The organism is Pseudomonas sp. BP8, from assembly GCF_017875955.1.
Lineage (GTDB): Bacteria > Pseudomonadota > Gammaproteobacteria > Pseudomonadales > Pseudomonadaceae > Aquipseudomonas.
Window position 1 is genome coordinate 3,743,412 of record NZ_JAGINK010000001.1, and the last position, 22,164, is coordinate 3,765,575.

Here is a 22,164-nt window from a genome sequence, read left to right on the forward strand (position 1 = left end):
TCATTGCACCACGTTGCCGTGAACCAGTGCCTGGCCGTCATGCCACCAGGCGGCCAGGCTGAACACATCCGGCACCTTGAGGATGCTGAAGTGATTGCCTGGCCCCTGCCACACCGCCAACTGCGGCAGCAGCCGGTGCCAGCCGGCCTGCATGTCGGCCTGTTCGCGTTGATTACCCGCCGCATCCAGGGTCGGATCGGCCACCAATACCAGGCTCGCCGGCCCGCTGTAGCTCAACGTTGGCCGGTAGGCCGTACGCAGGGCGCTGGCGAAGGTGCGGACCACGCCGTCCAGCGCCCGAGGTGTCGAACGTGGTGGCAGCAACCCTATCCGTACCATGGCCGCATGCAACTGGCTCAGCTGCTGCGCGTCGCTGGCGTCGGCAAAGGCCAGCGGCTCGATGCCCAAGGCCTTGCCGGTGGACAGCTGCAAGGCCTCGATCAACCGTTCCAGCGCTTCGGTGAGGGTGTATGGCTTGCCACAGCTACCGCCACCAGGCGCTTCACTGTCGATCAAGGTCAGGGAGCGTACCGCCCGACCCTTGGCCTCGAAGCGCGCCGCCATGGCATGTGCCACCCAGCCACCGAACGAATGGCCGACCAGGTTCAGCGGGCCCGTGGGGTACAGGGCTTCGATCGCCTGCACATGGCACTCCGCCGCGGCCTCCACCGAGCTGTGCGGCACGCCGATGCCGTCCAGCCCACGCGCTTGCAGGCCATACAACGGCCAGTTGGCCCCCAAGGCTTCGGCCAGGCCGATGAAGCTGGTAACGCTGTCGCCCGCACCCGGCACGCAGAACAGTGGCGCATGCCCCGCCTGGCCACTCTGTACGGCCAGCGCCTGGCTCGGCGCCACGCCCGTTGCCGGCGGCGTCGGCTCGGTCAGGGCCTGGGCGATAGCCCGGCCGAGCACCTCGACGTTGGGCGACTGCAGCATGCTCTTGTGATCACCCGGTACCGGCGTACAGCGCAGCTGCGCAGGCGCCAGCACATCAGCCCAGCCCAAGCTCGCGCCGCCATCGGTGATGTGGGGATTGCGCTGTTCGGCGCAGAACAACTGCACCGGCATGCCCAGCGGCGCCACACGGTAATGGGCCAGCGCATGACCATGGGCCAATTGCCGCTCGAAGTAGTGCCGCAGTTGCTCGTCGCTGGCCTCGGCCAGACCGCCGAGCAACTGATGCTGCCGACAGTCGGCCAGCAGTGCGGCAAAGTCCTGCACTTCGGGCCGCAGCACTTCGACCCGGGCCAACTGCTCGCGGCCCTCCTCGCCCTGTGACTGCCAGTAGCTGCTGCAGTGCAGCAACAGTTCGCGTTCAAGCAGATGGCGGCCTTGCCAGCGCGCCTTGCCCTGGTCGCTCAGGCGCGACGTGAAGGTGTCGATCAGGCCGACGAACGTCACTGCCTGGTCAGCACCGAGCAACTGCGCGGCGACTTCAAACGCCAACACCCCACCGAACGACCAGCCGGCCAGGCGATAGGGGCCGTGCGGCTGCACCGCGCGGATTCGTTGCACCAGGCGCGCCGCCAGGCACTCCATGGTGCGCAATTGCGGCTCGCCGAGGCCGACACTGGCCAGGCCATAGATGGGGAAGTCCCCCTCGATGTGCCTGCCAAGCGCAGGGAAGTAGACGTCCAGCCCGCTGAATTCATGCACCAGGAACAGTGCTGGCTGGCTGCCCTGTGCCCTCACGATCACCAGGCCATGGTCATCGCCGGACGCCTCGCGTTGTTCGAGCAATGCCGCCAGTTGGGCGACGCTGGCATGCTGGAACAACTCGGCCAGCGACGCCTGCAGACCGTCCTTGGCCATCTCGCCGACCAGACGAATCGCCGACAGCGAGTGGCCGCCGAGCTCGAAGAAGCTGTCGTGGCGGCCGATCCGCTCGACCTCCAGCACCTGCGCCCAGCACGCCGCCAAACGCTGTTCGAGCGCGCCCACCGGGGCCTCGTAGGCGGCCAGCGCGAGGTCCTGGGCGGCCGGTAACGGCAAGGCCTTGCGATCAAGTTTGCCGTTATTGGTCAGCGGCAGTCGCGCCAGTTCGATATACGCCATCGGCAGCATGTATTCCGGTAGACGGCCGCGCAGCCAACCACGCAATGCGTCGCTGTCCAAGGCAGGATCCAGACGGCTGAACCACGCCACCAGGCGCAGTGAACCCTGCTCCGAGGGCACTGCCATGACTGCCACTTCGCCAATACCCGGGCACAGCAACAACTGCTGCTCGATTTCGCCCAGTTCTATGCGGAAACCGCGAATCTTCACCTGTTCGTCATTGCGCCCGAGGCATTCGAGCTGGCCATCCTCATGCCAGCGCGCCAGGTCACCGGTGCGGTACAGGCGCGCCCCACTGCGCTCGCTGAATGGATCATCAAGGAAGCGCTCGGCAGTCAGCTGCGGGCGGTTCAGGTAGCCCAGCGCGACGCCATCGCCACCGATGTACAGCTCGCCCACCACGCCCAGCGGTACCGGCCGCTGATGCGCATCGAGCAGGTACACCTGGGTGTTGCCGATGGGGCGACCAATGGACACATTGCTGGCCGCTTCAGGCACATCCTGAACCGCGCAGGTGGTGGCCAGAGTCGTGGTTTCAGTCGGGCCGTAGGCGTTGATCAGCTGTTGCCCCGGCGCATGCTCACGCATGGCCCGGAATGCCGCTGGATCGGCGCGTTCGCCGCCACTGGCGAGCAGGCGCATCCTGGCCAGTGCCTCGGGGATCACCTGCACGTAGTGGTTGAACAACGCCGTGGTCAGGAACAAAACGTTGACCTCAGCCGCGCGCAGGGCGGCAGCAAAGCGCGGTGGGTCGATCAGGGTGTGGTGATCGATCACCTCCAGCTGGCCGCCATTGAGCAATGCCCCCCAGACCTCGAAGGTACTGGCGTCGAAGGCCGGGTTGGCGGCAAAGGCAAAGCGGTCTTGCCCGCTGAACGTGGCATAGCCATTGTTCAGCACCAGCCGGGCGACGCCCCGATGCGGCACGCACACGCCTTTTGGCGTGCCAGTGGAGCCCGAGGTGTACAGCACACACGCAGTTGTACCGGCATCCTGCGCCAGGTTGGGGTTGTGCTCTGCCTGTGCATCAAGGCGCAGGCGGTCGAGGTCGATGCGATGCGCCGGGTAGTCGACCTGGCTGGCTGCCAGCGTCAGCAGAGCCACCGCAGCGCAGTCTTCGACCATGAACGCCTGGCGCTCGGCCGGGGCGTTGATATCCAGCGGTACATACGCCGCTGCACACTTGAGCACGGCCAGTTGCGCAACCAGCAACTGCACCGAACGCGGCAGCAGGATTGCCACGGCGTCACCAGCCTGCACCCCTTCACCGAGCAGATGATGGGCGAGGCGATTGGCCTGGGCATTGAGCTCGGCATAGCTCAGGCGCTGTTCGCCATGCCGTCCCGCCAGCGCCAGTGGATGGCGTGCCACCTGTTGTTCGAACAGGCGCTGCAACGTCTGCTCGCGCGGATAGTCGCGGCGGGTGGCATTGAAGTCGAACAGTAGCCGCTGGCGTTCGCTGCCCGGAAGCACGGACAGCGTATGCAAGCCCTGCCCGGGTGTCTGGGCCAAGGCAGCAACCAGGCTGGCGACGGCCTCCAGCAGGTAGTCGCAGATACGCCGCGCGTCGATGCCCGGTGCGCACTGCGCACTCAAACCGAAGGTTTCGCCCAGGTCATCGATGCTCACGGCCAGCGGGTAGTTGCTGTGCTCTTCGGCGTGGATCAGTTCGATCCCCTGCCAGGCTTGGCTGGCGCTGCCATCATCGGCGACCGGCGCCGCACTGTGGCGGTAGTTGAGCAGGCTGCTGAACAGTGCAGCCCCCGCGGGCAAGGCACTGCAGCGCTGGGCCAGGGCCAGTTGCGCGTGCTCGTGCAGGAGCAGGCCGGCAAGCCTGCGGTGGGTGTCGAGCAGCGCCTCGCGCACGCTCAGGCGGCCCAGGTCGATGCGTAGCGGCAAGGTGTTGATGAAAACCCCCAGAGCCCTTTCCACGCCTGCGCTGCCCTGCAGGCGCCCCAGCAGCACGGTGCCGAACACCACGCTATCGCGCCCGGACAACTGCCCCAAGACCTGCGCCCAGGCCAGGTGCAGCACACTGGCGGCGCTGACGCCGGCCTGGCGGGCCTGCTCGCGTACCTGTCGCGAGAGATCAGCGTCCAGCCAGCACTGCGCCTGCGCCTGTGCTTCGGCATGGGGCGCCGCATGTGGGCCATAGGGCACGGTAGGCTCATCGATATCGCCCAACTGCTGGCGGAAGAAAGCCTCGTGCTGCTGGTCGCTCGCACCCTGCACGACCTGGGCGATGTAATTGCGGTACGGCACCGGCGTCGGCAGCCGGTGTTGCTCACCCAGCAGGAACGCCTGCAGTTCAGCGCGCAGCACGTCCAGGGCGATGTGGTCCATCACCAGGTGGTGGAACAACAGCGTGGCCGTGATGCGCCCGGTCAGCGGGTCATGTCCATGGACCAGGCGCAGCAACGGCGCCTGGCCCAGATCGAGGCGTCGCGGACCTTGCTCATGACCCTCGACGACCTGCAACCGTGCCTGGCGCCACACCACCTGCACCGGCTGCGCCAGGCCGTCCCAGAACAATGAGGTACGCAGCGTGTCGTTGCGTTCGATCACGCGGTCGAGCGCCTGCTGCAAGGCAGCCAGGCGCTGCCGGTCGGCCACGGCGAAGCGGGCCTGCTGGACATAGACGTCATCGCCGTCGGTGGCCAGGTGATGGTAGAGAATGCCTGCCTGCAGCGGCCCCAGCGGGTAGATATCCTGCACGTTTGCCGCGCCGCCGGGGACGCTGGCAACGATGCGATCGATGGCCACCTGATCAAGGCTCACCAAGGCCAGCAGGTCGGGCGTTATCCGATGGCAGTCGGGGCCGATCCGGTTGTCCGGGATGGCCAGGCAGGCACCTTGGCCAAGCGTGGCCGCCAGTGCCGCCAGGGTTGGCTCGGCGAACAGCACGCGGACGTCAGCCTCCAGGCCTTCACCGCGCAGGCGCGCCACCAGGGTTACCGCCAGCAGCGAATGGCCGCCCAGTTCGAAGAAGTTATCGTGCCGGCCGACCCGTTCAACGCCGAGCAGGTCAGCCCACAGCCGCGCCAGGAGTACTTCCATCGGGCCCTCGGGGGCTTGGTAGCTGCGTTGCTGCATGGCCTCGGCGCCGGGCGTTGGCAGGGCCTTGCGGTCGAGCTTGCCGTTGGGGCTCAGTGGCAAGGTGTCGAGGTGCATGAACAGCGCTGGGACCATGAACTCCGGCAGGTGCGTGAGCAGTGCCGTGCGTAGCGTGTCCACTGGCTGTGGGCTGCCGGTGTAGTAGGCAATCAAGCGTTGTTCGTGGGCCACGACCACGGCTTCCTTGACCCCGGTGAGGCGGGTCAGGCCAGCCTGGATCTCGCCGAGCTCGATGCGCAGGCCGCGGATCTTGACCTGATCATCGTTGCGGCCGAGGTACTCCAGGTTGCCGTCGGCCAGGTGTCGGGCCAGATCGCCGGTACGGTACAGGCGAGCATCCGAGCGGGTGCTGAACGGGTCGTCGATGAAGCGTTCACCGGTCAGCTCGGCGCGGTTCAGGTAACCACGGGCGACCTGGACGCCGCCAATGTACAGCTCACCGGCCACGCCTTGCGGCACCGGCTGGCCTTGCTCGTCGAGCACATACAGCGTGGTGTTGGCAATCGGTTTGCCGATTGGTGTGTTGTCCGGCGCGGTTATGCAGTGCCAGGCACTGACGTCGACAGCCGCCTCGGTCGGACCGTACAGGTTGTGCAGCTCGACAGTCGGCAATTGCTGATGGAAACGACGGACCAGGCTGCCGGGCAAGGCTTCACCACTGCACAACACACGCTTGAGGCGGTCAGCCGAGGCTTCGCCGTGGGCCAGGAACACATCCAGCATCGACGGCACGAAGTGCAGCGTACTGACATCCTCGGCACGGATTACCTGACGCAGGTACTCCGGGTCACGATGGCCGCCAGGGCGCGCCATTACCAGCCTGGCGCCGGTTTGCAGCGGCCAGAGGAATTCCCACACCGACACGTCGAAGCTGAACGGGGTTTTCTGCAACACCACGTCCTGCGCATCGAGGTTGTAGGCGTCTTGCATCCATAGCAGACGGTTGACCACCGCGGCGTGTTCATTCATCACGCCCTTGGGCAGGCCGGTAGAGCCGGAGGTGTAAATCACATAGGCCAGGTGACGCGGCGTCAAACCCATCACATCAGGATTGGCAGTCGACTGCGTCTGCCAAGTCGGCTGATCGAGATCGACCACCAGCGCGGCGCCAGGCACATGGCGCGTGGCTGCATGCACCAACACCGCCACCGGAGCGCTGTCGCTCAACATGTGGCGAATCCGCTCAGCCGGATAGTCCGGATCGACCGGCACATACGCACCGCCGGCTTTGAGGATGGCCAGCAAGCCAACCACCATCGATAGGCCACGTTCGACGCAAATCGCTACCCGATCATCAGGTTTTACCCCAAGACCGATCAGGTGGTGAGCCAATTGGTTGGCCTGGTGGTTGAGCTGGCGATAGCTCAGCTCACCCTCCTCGGCCCGCACCGCCACCGTTTCAGGGCTGCGCTCGACCTGCGCCTCGATCATCCCGTGCAAGGTCTGCGCGAGGTTATAAGGGTGCTCGGTGTCGTTAAAATCCGACAACAGGCGCTGCCGCTCAAGCGCACCCGTCAGGCAGGTGTGCTGCGGGATTGCCTGATCGCTTTCAACGAAGGTCCGCAGCACCTGCTGCAGGTAGCCCGCATAGCGCTCGACCGTCCCCCGATCAAACAAGGCCGTGGCAAACACGATGGCCCCGACGAACCCGTCCGGCCCTTCACCCATGCTCAGGTTCAGGTCGAACTTGGCAATGCTTGCCTGTCCGCCCAACAACTCCACCTTGAGATCGCCAAGCGCCAACGCCTGCCGTTCGGAGTGGGCGGCCCAGTCCAACGACACCTGGTAAAGCGGCGTGTAGGCAAGGCTGCGTTGCGGGCGCAGTAGTTCGACCACCTGCTCGAATGGCAGGTCCTGATGCGCCTGCGCGCTCGACACAACGGCCTTGACCTGGGCCAGCAAGGTGGCCACATCCGGCGCACCCGCGGTGTCCAGGCGCAGCGCGAGGGAGTTGACGAACATGCCGATCATCCCTTCCAGCGCCGCCTGCCTGCGGTTGGCCACCGGCGCGCCGATGACCACCTCGCTCTGCCCAGACAAGCGCGTCAACAGCACCGCCCATGCCCCGACGAACAGCATGAACGGCGTCACCGCGTGGCGTCGGCAGAGCGCCTTGAGTTCAGCGCTAAGGCCTGGCTCGATGCTCACCTCGACACTGTCGCCACTGTAGTCCTGATGCTCCGGGCGTGCCCGGTCGTACGGCAGGCTGATCAGTGCCGGCGCCCCAGCCAAGGCCTGCGTCCAGTAATCGGCCTGGCGCTGCAGCACGTCGCCGCTGAGCCAGCGGCGCTGCCACACGGCGTAGTCGAGATACTGCACTGTCAGTGCTGGCAGAGGGTCGCCACGGCCCGCGCTGAACGCTTGGTACACAGCGCCCAGTTCGCGCAGCAGCACGCCCATCGACCAGCCGTCGGCGACGATGTGGTGCAAGGTCAGCAACAGCACGTGCTGGTGCTCGTCCAACTGCAACAAACGCCCGCGAATCGGCAGATCCTGCGCCAGGGCGAAGGGCCGCCGGGCTTCCTCGCGCAGCAGCGCGTCAAGCCCGGTCTGCTGGATGCCACCCACCTCGTCGCGGGCCAGGCTGAAATCGGTAGCGGTTGCGGCCAGTGCCACGCAGGGCTGGTCTTGCTCGGTGACAAAGCGGCTGCGCAGGCTTTCATGGCGCTCGACCAGGCAGCGCAGCGCCCGCTCCAGCGCGCCAGGGTCGAGCGCGCCGTGCAGGCGCAGCGCGAGGGGGATGTGATAGGCGGCGCTGGCCTGCGCCATCTGCGCCAGGAACCACAGGCGCTGCTGGGCGAACGACAGCGGCATGCAGGCAGTTCGCGCGGCAACTTCGATAGGCGGCAGCAGCGGGCCCTCGGCGCTGGCCAGCAGGCTGGCGATGGCTGCCAGGCTGTCGTCGGCGAACAGGTCCGCCACGGCCAGCTCCAGGCCCAGACGCTGACGCACCTGGGAGACCATGCGCATGGCCAGCAGCGAGTGGCCGCCAAGGTCGAAGAAGCGGTCCTGGCGCCCTACCCGCTCGACCTCGAGCATTTCGCACCAGAGCGCGGCCAGGGTGACTTCCAGCTCACCCTGCGGCGCGGCGAAGGCGGCGCTGGCCAGCGCCTCGCGTTCGGGCTGCGGCAGCGCGCGGCGATCGACCTTGCCATTGGCAGTCAGCGGCCAGGCAGCCAGCGCGACGAATGCCGCTGGAAGCATGTAGCCCGGCAGCGTGCGTTGCAGCGCAGCACGTAGTTCGACTGCTCCGACCGGCAGGTCCTTGGGCGTGTAATAGGCAACCAGGCGCGGCTGGCCCGGGACGTCTTCGCGGACCAGCACCAGCGCTTCGTCGATAGCCTCTAGAAGGCCAAGCTGAGCTTCGATCTCGCCAAGCTCGATTCGCACACCACGGATCTTCACCTGGTCATCGTTACGCCCCAGGTACTCCAGGGTGCCATCGGCGTTCCAGCGTGCCAGGTCGCCACTGCGGTACATGCGTGCGCCGGGCAGCGCGCTGAACGGGTCATCGAGGAAACGCTCGGCGCTCAGTTCAGAGCGGTTCAGGTAACCCCGGGCGACGCCTGCGCCGCCCAGGTACAACTCGCCGGCGACACCGGTCGGCACCAGTTGTCCCTGCTCATCCAGCAGGTACGCGCAGCTATTGGCGATCGGCCGGCCGATGTCCACGGCCGCACCGGGCAGGACCCGGCCCGAAGTCGCCACCACCGTGGTCTCGGTGGGACCATAGTTGTTGACCACGACAAAACCTGGGTCGCTATGCAACTGGCGCAGGCGATCACCACCGATCAGCAGGGTACGCAGCGTCGGGTGAGCGAGGCCGCGGCTGAACACCTGCTCGGCCACCGGTGTTGGCAAGAACGCCACCTGCAGCGGCTGCCCGCGCCACCAGTCGAGCAACGCGTCGAGCTGCTGGTTGCCAAGCGCGGCCGGCGGCAGGTGCAGCACCGCACCGGCAGACAATGCCGGCCAGACCTCCCAGGCCATTGCGTCGAAGCCGAAGCCGGCGATGCTCGCGGTATGATCACCCGCCGTCAGCGCGAAGGCTTCGCAGTGCCAATGCACCAGGTTGGCCAGGGCATGGTGTTCGACCATGACGCCCTTGGGCTGGCCGGAGGAGCCGGAGGTGTAGATAACGTAGGCCAGGTTGTCAGCGCCCAGCCCTGCTACCACAGGGTTGGCTGCATGCGCCGGCCAGGCCGGCCGGTCGAGCAGCAGCACAGGCTGGGCAAGGCCCTTGAGACGCTCGCACAGGGCGTGCTGACTGAGCACCACCCGTGGCGCACTGTCGTCGATCAGGTAGCGCAAACGCTCATCGGGATGCGCCGGATCGACCGGCACATACGCCGCGCCGGCCTTGAGCACGGCCAATAGGCCGACCAGGGTTTCCAGGCCACGCTGGGCGACCACGGCGACCCGGTCTTCGCACCTGACGCCCAGACCGATCAGGTGCTGCGCAAGGGCGTTGGCCTGCTGGTTGAGCGCGGCGTAGGTCAAGTGCTGGTCACCCGCTGCGGCGGCCAGGGCGTCTGGCGTGCGCGCCACCTGGGCCTCGATCAGGCCATGCACGGTCTGCCCGCGGGGGAACGCACGCAGCGTGCCAGCGCTACGCTGGAGCAGGCTCAGCCGCTCTTCGCTGGCCACCAGTTCGACCTGTGCAAGTGGCGCCTGGTCGTTGCCAACCATCGCCCGCAGCAGCGTTTCGAAGTAGCCGAAGAAACGCCGCGCGGTGCTTTCGTCGAACAGCGCGGTCGCGTACTCCAGGCTACCGATCAGGCCCTCGCCGTGCTCGCCAAGGTTCAGCGACAGATCAAACTTGGCCACCTGCGCGGCCTGCCCCACGGTTTCGAGCTGCAAGTCACCCAGGCTGAGCGCCGCGCCATCGGCGGCTAGCCAGTTGAGGGTGGTCTGGAACAACGGCGTATGGCCCAGGCTGCGTGCCGGGCGGATGATCTCGACCACCTGCTCGAACGGCAGGTCCTGGTGCGCCTGGGCCTCCAGCAAGCGCGCCCGGGCCTGGGTCAACAACGCCTCGGTGCTGGGCGCAGTCGCGGTATCGATACGCACCGCCAGGGTATTGACGAACAGCCCCAGCAACGGCTCGAGCTCGGCACTGCCACGGCCGGCCACCGGGCAGCCGATGACCACCTCAGGCTGACCCGACAGGCGTGCCAGCAACGCCGCCCAGGCACTGAGCAAGGTCATGTAGAGGGTGGCGCCATGACGCTGGGCCAGCGCCCGCAGGCCCGCGCCCAGCCGCGCGTCGAGGCGAATCGCCAGGCTCGCACCGGCGAAGTCCTGCCGCGCGGGACGCGGTCGGTCGCTGGGCAGTGCCAGCAAGGCCGGGGCACCCTCCAAGGCGCTGCGCCAGTACTCGGCCTGGCGCTGCAACTGCTCGCCGGCCAACCACCGCCGTTGCCAGACGGCGTAATCCGCATACTGCACCGGCAAGGCTGGCAACGCTGCTTGGCGCCCGTCGCGCAGGGCCGGATACAGCGCCGTCAGCTCGCGGATCAACACCCCCAGCGACCAGCCGTCGGCGACGATGTGGTGCAACGTCAGGAGCAGCACGTGGTGCTGCGCGCCCAGGCAAATCAGGCGGGCCCGCAGCAGCGGGCCGTGGGCCAGATCGAATGGCCCATTGGCTTCTTCACGCAGGCGCGCCGACAATGCCTCGGCGGCGAGCGTCTCACGGGTGAACCAGCCCGCCCCCGGCGTGTTGGCGATCACCACCTCGGCGCTGTCTCCACGCGGCACGAAGCGGCTGCGCAAGGTCTCGTGCCGCTCGACGATGTGCAGCAAGGCCTGCTCCAGCGCGTCTGCATCCAGCTCGCCCCTCAGGCCGAGGGCCATCGGCACGTTGTAGGCCTGGTTGCCGCCCTCCATCTGCGCCAAAAACCACAGCCGTTGCTGGGCAAATGACATCGGCAGCGGCTCACCGCGTGGCCCCGGCACGATCGCCGGCAATACGCTACGCCCGGCCTGCGCCAGCACCGCGGCCACGGCAGCCAGTTCGGGGTTGGCGAACAGCTCGGCCAGCGTCAGTTCCACGCCCAGCCGCACCCGCACCTGGGAGACCATGCGCATGGCCAGCAGCGAATGGCCGCCAAGGTTGAAGAAGTGGTCGTGGCGGCCGACCCGCTCGACGTGCAACAGCTCGCCCCAGATCTGCGCCAGGGCGATTTCCAGCGCGCCCTGCGGCGCCTGGTAGTGATGCTCGAATAGCGCTGAACGCTCGGGCTTGGGCAGCGCGCGGCGGTCGAGTTTGCCATTGGCGGTCAGCGGCATGGCCTGCAGTTCAACGAAGGCCACCGGCACCATGTATGCCGGCAGGTGCGCCTGCAGCAGGCTGCGCAGGCGCTCCGGGGTATGCGGATCAATGTCAGTCTGGGACGTGAAGTACGCCACCAGGCGTGGCTGTCCGGGCTGGTCTTCACGCGCCACGACCACCGCTTCGGTGATGCCCGGCAAGGCGTTCAGGCGGCTTTCGATTTCACCCAGTTCGATGCGTACGCCGCGGATCTTCACCTGGTCGTCGTTGCGCCCGAGGTACTCGAGGGTGCCGTCGGCGAGCCAGCGCACCAGGTCGCCGCTGCGGTACATGCGCGCGTCGGGCGCTGCGACGAACGGGTCAGCGAGAAAACGCTCGGCAGTCAGCTCAGGCCGGTTCAGGTAGCCCCGGGCAACCCCGCCGCCACCGATATACAGCTCTCCGGCAACGCCAAGCGCGACCGGTTGACGGTCGGCGTCGAGCACGTACAGGCGGGCATTGTCCACCGGCCGACCGATGTGCAGCGCGCTGCCGGCTTCGACGGTCCCGGAGCTGGCGACCACGGTAGCCTCTGTGGGGCCATAGTTGTTGACCACCGTAAAGCGCTGATTGCGGTTGAACTGGCGCAGGCGATCGCCGCCGATCAACAGGGTGCGCAGGGTCGGGTGTTCAAGCTGGTGGCTGAAGGCGTATTCGGCCACCGGCGTCGGCAGGAAGCTGACATCCAGCGGCTGCGCGCGCCACCAGCCGAGCAAGGCATCGAGGTCTTCAGTGCCTTCGGCCACCGGCGCCAGGTGCAGGGTGGCACCAACGCACAATGCAGGCCAGACCTCCCAGGCCATGGCATCGAAACCAAACCCGGCAAGGCTCGAGGTGTGCCGCCCGTGGCACAGGTCGAAGGCGCGGCAATGCCAGTCGACCAGGTTGTTCAGGGTGCGGTGTTCGACCATCACCCCTTTGGGCTGGCCAGTGGAGCCGGAGGTGTAGATGACATAGGCAAGGTTGCGCTCGCTCAGTCCAGCCAACAGCGGGTTGCTTTCGTGCTGCGGCCAGTCCGCCTGGTCGAGGACCAGCAGCGGCACATCAACCGCATTCAGGCGCCCAAGCAGGGCCTGTTGGGTGAGCACTGCCCGTGGTGCACTGTCATCAAGCAGATAGCGCACGCGCTCGTCCGGATGCGCCGGATCGATGGGCACGTAGGCCGCACCGGCCTTGAGTACCGCCAACAGCCCGACCAGGGTCTCCAGGCTGCGCTGGGCCACTACCGCCACCCGATCATCGGCGCGTACGCCAAGGCTGATCAGTTGATGGGCCAGCGCATTGGCGCGTCGGTTCAGCTCACCATAGCTCAGGCTCGATCCGGCAAAACGCGCGGCGGTTTGCTCAGGGCGCAGCAGGGCCTGGTGCTCGATACGCTGATGCAGGGCCAGCTCCGTCGGCTGGCCTCCCGGGTAGTCGTTGAACGCTTCGAGCAGTTCGCGTCGCTCGCTGGCGGGCAGCATGTCGAGCGCCATGAGGGGCTTCGTCGGTGCCTCGGGCAAAGCCTGCAGCAGGCTCTGCAAGGTCTCTTGCAGATAGCTGCAGACGCGCTGCCCGGGCACCTCGGCGCTGCTCAGCAAGGTCAGCCGGAAGGCTTCGCCGAGGTCGTCGACGCTCAACGTCAGCGGGTAATTGGTGGCTTCGGCGGCGTGCACCATCTCGATACCGGCCCAGGCAGCGCGACGCGGGTCCTGGCTGGCCACGGCGCCATGACGGTAGTTGAGCAACGCATTGAACAGCGGCGTCGGCGGCGCCACCCCACTGCAGCGCTGGGCCAGCACCAGCGGCGCGTGCTCATGGCGCATCAATGCCGACAAGCGCTGATGGGTGGTCTTGACCGCGCCAGGCAGGTCGGTGCCGTCAAGGTCGACCCGCAGCGGCAAAGTATTGATGAAGATGCCCAGCGCTCGCTCGGTCGCTTCGGCGCCAAGCAGACGGCCCATGAGTACGGTACCGAAGACGACCTGGCGGTGCCCGGTCAAGCCACCCAGCACCCGCGCCCAGCCCAGGTGAAACAGGCTGGCGACGCTGACGCCCAAAGCCCGCGCCTGGCTGCGCAAGCCCTTGCACAGTGCCAGCGGCAAGTCGAGCACATGCTCCTGGTGCAACGCTGCGCCGCCCTGCACATCGCGCAGGCCGTAGGCCAGCGCCGGTTCCTCGATGGCGCCGAGCATGTCGCGGAAGAACGCCTGGTGCTGCGCCTCGCTGACGCCCAGCACGGCCTGGGCCACGTAGTTGCGAAACGGCACCGGTGCGCCCAGGCCCTGGCCTTCGTCGGCCAGCAACGCGCTCAGCTCATGGCGTACCACTTCCAGGGCACTGTGGTCCATGGCGATGTGGTGGAACTGCAACAAGGCGGTCAGGCGGCCGTCCGCTTGCGCCGCCTCACGTACCAGGCGCAGCAGCGGCGCCTGTATCAGCTCGAGCGCGCCGGCCTGCTCGGCCGAAGCGAACAGCTGCAGCTCGGCGCTGCGCCAGACCACCTGCACCGGCGTCTCCAACCCCTGCCAGTGCACCGAAGTGCGCAGGATATCGTGACGTGCGATCACCCCGCGCAAGGCCTCGGCAAAGGCCGCCAGGCGTGATTCGTCGGCGAACACGAAGCGCACCTCCATCACGTAGGGGTCGTGCCCGGTTGCGCTGGCATGGTGGAAGAGAATGCCCTGCTGCAGCGGCGCCAATGGGTAGATGTCCTGCACGTTGGCCGCGCCACCGGGCACACCGGCGACGATCTGGTCGATGCTGGCCTGGTCGAGCTCGACCAGGTTGAGCATGGCCGGGGTGATGTGGCTGCAGCCCGGCGCAATACCATTGGCCGGCGCCTGCACCACACCGGGTTTGACGGCAACGTACTCACCGCTTTCGATCATCGCCAGCAAGGTCGGCTTGTGTTCGCGCAGCCGCGCCACCAGCGTGGCATCGGTCAAGGCCTGACGGTTGCCCTGGACCACCAGTTGGCCATCCTTGAGCGCCAGTTGGACGTTATTGGCCGCGAGGGTTTCCAGTAGTTGATTGATACTCACAGGACGATCTCCATTCTGTCTGTGATGGCTGCATAGCTCGCCAAAGTCGGTTGTTCGAACAGCGCGCGGACGTCGGCCTCCAGGCCCTCCTGACGCAGTCGCGAGGTCAGGCTTACGGCCAGCAGCGAGTGGCCGCCCAGTTCAAAGAAGTTGTCCTGCCGGCCGACCCGTTCCACCCCCAGCAACTCCGCCCACAGCTGTGCCAGGAGGATTTCGGTATCGCCCTCGGGCGCTTCGTAGACACGTGCTTGCAAGGCGTCGAGGCCCGGTGCTGGCAGGTTTTTGCGGTCAAGCTTGCCGTTTGGGCTCAGTGGCAAAGCGTCGAGGTGCATGAACAGCGCAGGCACCATGAATTCCGGCAGGTGCGTGAGCAGTGCCGTGCGTAGCGTGTCCACTGGCTGTGGGCTGCCGGTGTAGTACGCGACCAGCCGTTGTTCGTGGGCCACGACCACGGCTTCCTTGACCCCGGTGAGGCGGGTCAGGCCAGCCTGGATCTCGCCGAGCTCGATGCGCAGGCCGCGGATCTTGACCTGATCATCGTTGCGGCCGAGGTACTCCAGGTTGCCATCGGCCAGGTGTCGCGCCAGATCGCCGGTGCGGTACAGACGCGCATCCGGGCGGGTGCTGAACGGGTCGTCGATGAAGCGTTCAGCGGTCAGCTCGGCGCGGTTCAGGTAACCACGGGCGACCTGGACGCCGCCAATGTACAGCTCACCGGACACGCCTTGCGGCACCGGTTGGCCTTGGTCGTCGAGCACATACAGCGTGGTATTGGCGATCGGTTTGCCGATTGGGGTGTTGTCCGGCGCGGTTATGCAGTGCCAGGCACTGACGTCGACAGCCGCCTCGGTCGGACCGTACAGGTTGTGCAGCTCGACAGTCGGCAATTGCTGATGGAAACGACGGACCAGGCTGCCGGGCAACGCTTCGCCACTGCACAACACACGCTTCAGAAGGTCAGCCGCGGCTTCGCCGTGGGCCAGGAACACATCCAGCATCGACGGCACGAAGTGCAGGGTGCTCACGCCTTCGGCACGAATCACCTCACGCAGGTACTCAGGATCGCGATGTCCGCCAGGGCGCGCCATTACCAGCCTGGCGCCGGTTTGCAGCGGCCAGAGGAATTCCCACACCGACACGTCGAAGCTGAACGGGGTTTTCTGCAGCACCACGTCCTGCGCATCGAGACCATAGGCGTCTTGCATCCACAGCAGGCGGTTGACCACCGCGGCGTGTTCGTTCATCACACCTTTAGGCAGGCCGGTTGAGCCCGAGGTGTAGATCACATAGGCCAGGTGACGCGGCGTCAAACCCATCACATCAGGATTGGCAGTCGACTGCGTCTGCCAGGTCGGCTGATCCAGATCGACTACCAGCCCGGCGTCAGGCACATGGCGCGTGGCCGCATGCACCAACACCGCCACCGGAGCACTGTCGCTCAACATGTGCCGAATTCGCTCAGCCGGATAGTCCGGATCGACCGGCACATACGCACCGCCGGCTTTGAGGATGGCCAGCAAGCCAACCACCATCGATAGGCCACGCTCGACGCAAATCGCTACCCGATCATCAGGTTTTACCCCAAGACCGATCAAATGGTGAGCCAACTGGTTAGCCTGGTGGTTGAGCTGGCGATAGCTCAGCTCACCCTCTTCGGCCCGCACCGCCACCGCTTCAGGGCTGCGCTCGACCTGCGCCTCGATCATCCCGTGCAAGGTCTGCGCGAGATCGTAAGCGACGTCAGTGTCGTTGAAGCGCTGCAGTACCTGCTGACGCTCCTCGGCCTGCAGCACCGGCAGTTGTAGCAACGGCAAGTCCGGCTGCTGCTCCAAGGCTTCGGCCATGGCCTGCAGAACCTGATGGAGCTGAGCACAGATCCGCGCTGCGCCGACTGCCCCATAAGTTTGCGCCACCAACTGGAAGCCCTCCCCCAGGTCGTCGACGTTCAGGCTCAGTGGATAGTTGGTGCGCCCCCAGCCTTCGCCCGTGTCGATCCCCATCAGGGCCTCACGCTGCGCTTCGGTGACCTCGGCGCCATGGCGGTAGTTGAGCATGGCGCTGAACAGCGGTGCCGGTGCGGCCACGCCGCTGCAGCGCTGGGCCAGCGCCAACGAGGCGTGTTCATGCTCAAGCAGCGCACTGAGCCGCTGGTGCGTCGCCTGCACTGCCTGGCGCAGGGTGACATCGGCCAGATCCACGCGCAGCGGCAAGGTGTTGATGAACATGCCCAGCGCCCGTTCAGCGCCCTCGCCGCCTTGCAGACGGCCGAGCAGGACGGTGCCGAAGACCACGCTGTGCTTGCCGCTGGCCGCGCCCAGCAGGCGTGCCCAGGCCAGGTGGAACAGGCTGGCGACGCTGATGCCCGCCTGCCGCGCAGTGCGCCGCAGGCGCGCCGCCAGCTCCGGTTGCAGGCGCAGCTGGGCCTCTTCCAGCGCACGGGCATCGCCGCGGACATCGCTCAGGCCAAACGGCAAGGTTGGCTCGTCGATATCGGCCAATTGCCCGTGGAAGAATGCCTCATGCTCGCCCTGGCTGACCCCCAGGCGCGCCTGGGCCACGTAGTTGCGATACGGCACCGGCGCTTGCGTGGGCGCCGGGGCCCCCTGCAAGTCGCCGACCAGCTCTTGGCTGAGCACTTCCAGTGCGGTCTGGTCGAGGACGATATGGTGGAAGCGCAAGCTGGCGAGCAGGCCCGGGCCTTGCTGGTCCTGCCAGTACACCAGCTCGATCAGCGGTGCCTGCTCCAGCGGCAGGCGATGGGCCACTGCCTGCGGGCCAGCGACTTCGATCAGCCGCGGTGCGGCGTGACGCCAGACCACCTGCACAGGTTGCGGCAAGCCTTCCCAGAGGATCGCGGTGCGCAACACGTCATGGCGGGCAATGCCCTTGGCCAAGGCGTCGGCAAAGGCTAGCAGGCGCTCGCGGCTGGCAAACGCAATGCCCGTCTGCAGCACATAGGGGTCATGCTCGGGCGCGCTCAGGTGGTGGTAGAGGATGCCCTCCTGCAGCGGTGCCAGCGGGTAGATATCCTGGACGTTGGCAGCGCCGCCGGGCACCGTGGCGACGATCTGGTCGATGCCAACCTGATCCAGTTCGATCAGGCTGAGCAGGTCCGGAGTGATCCGCGTGCAATCGGCCGGGATACGGTTGGCCGGCACCTGCACCTGGCGGTCCTGGCCAAGGGTCGCCGCCAGGGCGGCCACCGTAGGCTGGCCGAACAGGGTGCGTACATCGACACGCAGGCCCTCCTGGCGCAGCCGCGCGGTGAGGGTTACGGCCAACAGCGAATGGCCACCGAGCTCGAAGAAGTTATCGTGCCGGCCTACCCGCTCGACCCCGAGAATCTGCGCCCAAACGGCTGCCAGTGCGCGTTCCACCTCGCCTTGCGGGGCGACATAAGCCTGGCCGGCGAGCGCGGCCAGGTCGGGTTCTGGCAAGGCCTTGCGGTCAAGCTTGCCATGGCTGGTCAACGGCAACGCGTGCAGGCGGGTAAAGGCTTGCGGCAGCAGGTGCGCAGGCAGGTTGGCCTGCAGGGCATGGCGCAAGGTGTCGAGGTCTACTGCCGCGGATTCGGTGAACCAGGCCAACAGACGCTCACCACGGACCAGCACCACCGCGTCGCGGATGCCTGGTTGGGCGGCCAGTACCGCTTCGATTTCACCCAGTTCGACGCGTACACCGCGGATCTTCACCTGGTCGTCGTTGCGGCCGAGGTAATCCAGGGTGCCATCCGGGTTCCAGCGCACCAGGTCGCCGCTGCGGTACATGCGCGCATTCGGCGCGCTGCTGAACGGATCAGCGAGGAAGCGTTGTTCGCTCAGTTCGGGGCGGTTGAAATAGCCGCGGGCGACCTGTGCACCACCGATGTACAGCTCACCGGACACACCGACCGGCACCGGCTGGCCGCCTTCGTCCAGGACATAGATGCGGGTATTGGCGATGGGCTTGCCGATATGCAGCGAGCCACCCGGGACCAGTTGCCCGCAAGTCGCGACCACCGTGGTTTCGGTCGGGCCATAGTTGTTGACCAGGGCAAAACCGGGGTCGCGGTCGAACTGACGCAGGCGATCACCGCCGACCAGCAGCGTGCGCAAGGTCGGGTGCTGACGCTCGCGATGCAGGGCCTGTTCGGCCACCGGCGTCGGCAGGAAGCTGACCGTGAGCGGCTGCTCCAGCCACCAGTCGAGCAACTCGTCGACATGTTCGCTGCCGATGTGCACTGGCGGCAGGTGTAGCACAGCCCCCGCGCACAACGTCGGCCAGACTTCCCAGGCCATGGCGTCGAAGCCAAAGCCGGCAACGCTGGAGGTCTGGGCCTGGCCGTCCAGGTCGAAGGCCTGGCAATGCCAGTGCACCAGATTGGCCAGGCTGTGGTGCTCGACCATCACTCCCTTCGGTTGGCCGGTGGAGCCCGAGGTATAGATCACATAGGCCAACTGCTGCGGATCAAGGCCTGCGACCTGTGGATTGCGGCCTGGCTCGTCGTGCCAGGCGGCGCGATCCAGTTCGACCCGCGGCGTGTCGCCGAGCAGTGCCAGGGTGTCGACTTCCGCCAGCACCAGTACCGGCGCACTGTCGGCGAGCAGGTAGGCGATGCGCTCGGCCGGATAGGCCGGGTCTACCGGTACGTAGGCTGCGCCCGCCTTGAGCACGGCGAGCAGGCCGACCAGGCGCTGGGTGCTGCGCGACAGGCACAGGGCAACCCGGTCGCCGAGCTTGACTCCACGACCGATCAGGTGATGCGCCAGGCGGTTGGCACGGCGGTTGAGCTCGCCATAGCTGAGCACCTGATCCGCCTGGATCAGGGCCGCTGCCTCAGGCGCGCAAGCGGCCCGCGCTTCAACCAGCGCATGCACGGTCTGCCCTTGCGGATAGGCCTGAGTGGTGCGGTTGAATGCCTCGAGCACGTGCTGACGGGTGGCCGCGTCGACAATCGGCAGCGCCGCGACGGGCGTCTCCGGCGCCTGTTCCAGGGCGAGCACCAGTTGCGCCAGGGCCTGTGCCATCCACTGCGCGACGCGTCCAGCGCCAATCCCCTCCTGGGCCAGCACACTGAGGGCAAAGCCAGTCCCCAGGTCGTCGACGCTCAAGGTCAGCGGATAGTTGCTGCGTTCTTCGCCGCCGAGCAGGTGCATGCCTTGCAGGCTGTCATCACCTGGCAGCGGCGTCGCAGGTGCGCTGTGGCGATAGTTGAACAAGGCGCTGAACAATGGCGCCGACGCCGCGATGCCGCTGCACCGTTGCGCCAGGGCCAACGACGCATGTTCATGGCCGAGCAACGCCGACAGGCGGGCATGCGTGGCACGCAGCGCCTGAGCAACCGGGGCCGAGGTATCGATACGCAGCGGCAGGGTGTTGATGAACACGCCCAACGCCCGATCAGCGCCCTCGCCGCCTTGCAGGCGGCCCATCAGCACCGTGCCGAAGACCACATCACTGCGGTTGGCCAGCACGCCGAGCACCCGCGCCCAGGCCAGGTGAGCCAGGCTCGCGGCACTGACGCCGCGCTGGCGGGCTTGCTCGCGCAGGCGCTGGGCAAGGCCCGGATCAAGTAGCTCACGGACCTCCTCGACGCCGCGCCCGTCACCCTGCACATCGGCCAGGCCAAACGGCAGCGTCGGCTCATCGAGATCGCCCAGCATGTCGCGGAAGAACGCTTCATGCCCGGCATCATCGGCGCCCAGCCGCGCCTGGGCGACATAGGTGCGATACGGCACGGGTGCCGCCAGTTGCGAGCCACGCCCGCTGAGCACGGCCTGCATTTCGCCAGCGATCACCTCCATGGCGGTGTGGTCTAGGGCCAGGTGGTGGAACTGCAGGATCGCCACCACGCGCTGGTTGGCCGGGTCTTCGGCGTACATCAGGCGCATCAGCGGAGCGCGCGCCAGGTCGATGCGCTGGTGACGCGCATCAAAGCGCGCTTGCAGCCCATCGATGACCGCGCCGTCGCCCAGCCCGCCGATCGGCGTCAGCGCCAGTTGCGCGTGGCGCCAGACCACCTGCACCGGCTGCAGCAGACCTTCGCAGACCACCGCGGTACGCAGAATGTCGTGGCGGTCGATGACGTGCTGCAGGGCATCGCACCAGCTGTGCAGGCGCGCCACGCTGGCAAAGGCCAGGCGCGACTGCAGCAGGTACGGGTCGCCCTGCTCGGCACTCAGGTGATGGTAGAGAATGCCCTCCTGCAGCGGTGCCAACGGATAGATTTCCTGCACATTGGCAGCGCCGCCGGGCACCGTCGCGACGATGACGTCGAGCGCCGCCTGATCCAGTTCGATCAGGCTGAGCATGTCCGGAGTGATCCGTTGTGCATCGGCCGGCACGCGGTTGGCCGGTACCTGCACTTCGCGCCCGGTGCCCACGGCAGCGGCCAGCGCGGCCAGGGTCGGCTGGGCGAACAGCACCCGTACGTCGGCCGACAGCCCCGCCTTGCGCATGCGCTCGACCAGGCTGACGGCCAGCAGCGAATGGCCGCCCAGCTCGAAGAAATTATCGTCGCGACCGACCTGCTCGACCTTGAGCAGGTCTGCCCAGATTGCCGCCAGGGCCGTTTCGACCTCGCCCTGTGGCGCGGCGAAGGCACGGCTGAGCAGCGCCTCCTGATCAGGCTGTGGCAAGGCACGGCGGTCGAGCTTGCCGTTGGCGGTCAGTGGCAGCGCCGCCAGGCAGACGTAAGCGGCCGGCAGCATGTAATCCGGCAACTGGCCTTGCAATTGCGCATGCAGCTCGGCAATGGCCGGGACCGGCTCGCTTGGCGTGAAGTAGGCAACCAGACGCTTGTCCCCCGGCTGGTCTTCACGCAGCAGCACAACCGCGTCACGCACCCCTGGGCACTGGCCCAGGCGCGCTTCGATCTCGCCAAGTTCAATGCGAAAGCCCCGCAGTTTGATCTGCTGATCGGCGCGCCCCAGGTAGCGCAGGCTGCCATCCGCTTGCCAGGCGACAAGGTCGCCACTGCGGTACAGGCGCGCGCCGGGTTCACGGCTGAACGGATCATCCACAAAGCGCTCGGCCGTCAGCTGTGGCTGGCCCAGGTAGCCCAGGGCAAGGCCGTCGCCGGCGATATACAGCTCACCCACGGCATCCACCGGCAACGGTTGCTGGTAGCGGTCAACTACATAGCAGCGGGCATTGCCGATGGGGCGACCGATCGGAATGCTGCCAAGGTCCTCAGCGCGGATGGCATGAGTGGTGGTAAAGGTGGTGGCTTCGGTCGGGCCGTAGCCGTTGAGCAGGTGCGCAGGCGCGCCGTCGCGCAGCACCCGGGCGATCACCGCCGGGTCCAGCACATCACCACCGACCATCAGGTAACGCAAGGTACGCAAGGCCGGCAGCAGATCGTCGGCATACTGCTGGAACAGCCCGGCGGTCAGCCACAGTACGCTGACGCCCTGCTCCAGCAGCACCTCGCGCAGGCCCTGGCGCGAGAGCACCTGTTCCTGATCGACCACCACCACGGCACCGCCGTTGAGCAGCGCCGCCCAGACTTCCAGGGTGCTGGCGTCGAAGGCCGGGTTGGAGGCAAAGGCGACCCTGTCCTGCGCAGTGAACTCGGCAAAGCCGTTGTTGATCACCAGGCGTACGATCGCCCGGTGGGGCACCTGCACGCCCTTCGGCGTACCGGTCGAACCGGAGGTGTACATGATGTAGGCCGCGCTG

Annotated in this window: 2 protein-coding genes (1 of these 2 cut by a window edge); both read right to left on the reverse strand. The window is 66.9% G+C overall.

Annotated elements, in window-relative coordinates; all coding sequences use genetic code 11:
- Window positions 1-14,505, reverse strand: coding sequence for a non-ribosomal peptide synthetase (locus J3B00_RS16485; protein WP_209868798.1), 14,505 nt, complete (start codon window positions 14,503-14,505; stop codon window positions 1-3).
- A protein-coding gene (locus tag J3B00_RS16490; protein ID WP_209868801.1) for a non-ribosomal peptide synthase/polyketide synthase crosses the window boundary here: on the reverse strand, window positions 14,502-22,164 show its 3' end. The gene runs 14,717 nt beyond the window's last position; only the last 7,663 of its 22,380 coding nucleotides appear in the window; the start codon falls outside the window, past its right edge; its stop codon occupies window positions 14,502-14,504. The genes J3B00_RS16485 and J3B00_RS16490 overlap by 4 nt, the downstream gene beginning before the upstream one ends.